This is a genomic window from Clostridium sp. HV4-5-A1G, from assembly GCF_900184915.1.
Lineage (GTDB): Bacteria > Bacillota > Clostridia > Clostridiales > Clostridiaceae > Clostridium_B > Clostridium_B aromativorans.
This window is the reverse complement of sequence record NZ_FXYI02000376.1, coordinates 1-698: the sequence shown is the minus strand read 5'-3', so window position 1 is coordinate 698 and position 698 is coordinate 1. Positions and strand designations below refer to the sequence as shown.

The 698-nt window shown below is 24.5% G+C and carries 2 protein-coding genes; both read left to right on the top strand.

All coding sequences use genetic code 11. The features are described from left to right. Window positions 1–148 precede the first annotated feature (148 nt). A complete protein-coding gene (gene rpmH / locus J5G60_RS18610; RefSeq protein ID WP_150358971.1) occupies window positions 149–283 on the top strand; it encodes a 50S ribosomal protein L34 in 135 nt (44 codons plus the stop codon). A 45-nt stretch (window positions 284–328) separates the two neighbouring features. Further along, window positions 329–664, top strand: coding sequence for a ribonuclease P protein component (gene rnpA, locus J5G60_RS18605; protein WP_150358972.1), 336 nt, complete (start codon window positions 329–331; stop codon window positions 662–664). The last annotated feature ends 34 nt before the right edge of the window (window positions 665–698 follow it).

The following is a 698-nucleotide window of genomic DNA, read 5'->3' as shown; positions in this document are numbered from 1 at the left end:
ATATTGACATTATAAGTTAGTGAATATATAATTTAATAGTAAAACTTTAAACTGGAGTTGTTTATTTAATAATGAAAATATTAAATTTCATATATGAGAATTGAGTATAGAAAATTAATATTAATAGTGAAAGGAGATTTATGGTATTATGTGGATGACTTATCAGCCAAAAAAGAAACAGAGAAAAAAAGAACATGGCTTTAGGAAGAGAATGAGAACTCTATCGGGAAGAAACGTTATTAAGAGAAGAAGACAAAAAGGTAGAAAGAGATTAACAGCATAGGCCGCTTTTGTGGCCTTTTTCTGCAAGTAGAAAAAAGGAGCAAAAATGAAAATTTACAGAATAAAAAAAAATGCAGAATTTCGTGCTGTATACAAAAGAGGAAGATCTTTTTCTAATAGCTTATTGGTATTATATATTTATAAAAATAGGAAAAATATAAATAGGTTAGGTATATCTATAAATAAAAGAGTAGGGAAAAGTGTTGAGAGAAATAGAATAAAACGTTTGATTAAAGAGATTTGTAGGCTAAATAGTGATAACATAAAAATAGGTTATGATTTAGTATTTATAGCTAGAAACTTATCAAATGGTAAAAATTATGTGGAAATAGAGAATTCCATAAAAAATTTAATCAAAAAAGCTGGTTTGTATAATAGATGAAAAAATTTTTAATTTTTTTAATTAAATTATATAG

Coding starts and splice junctions, on each gene's coding strand:
- rpmH (WP_150358971.1), top strand. CDS start 149: ATGTGGATGACTTATCAGCCAAAAAAGAAACAGAGAAAAAAAGAACAT.
- rnpA (WP_150358972.1), top strand. CDS start 329: ATGAAAATTTACAGAATAAAAAAAAATGCAGAATTTCGTGCTGTATAC.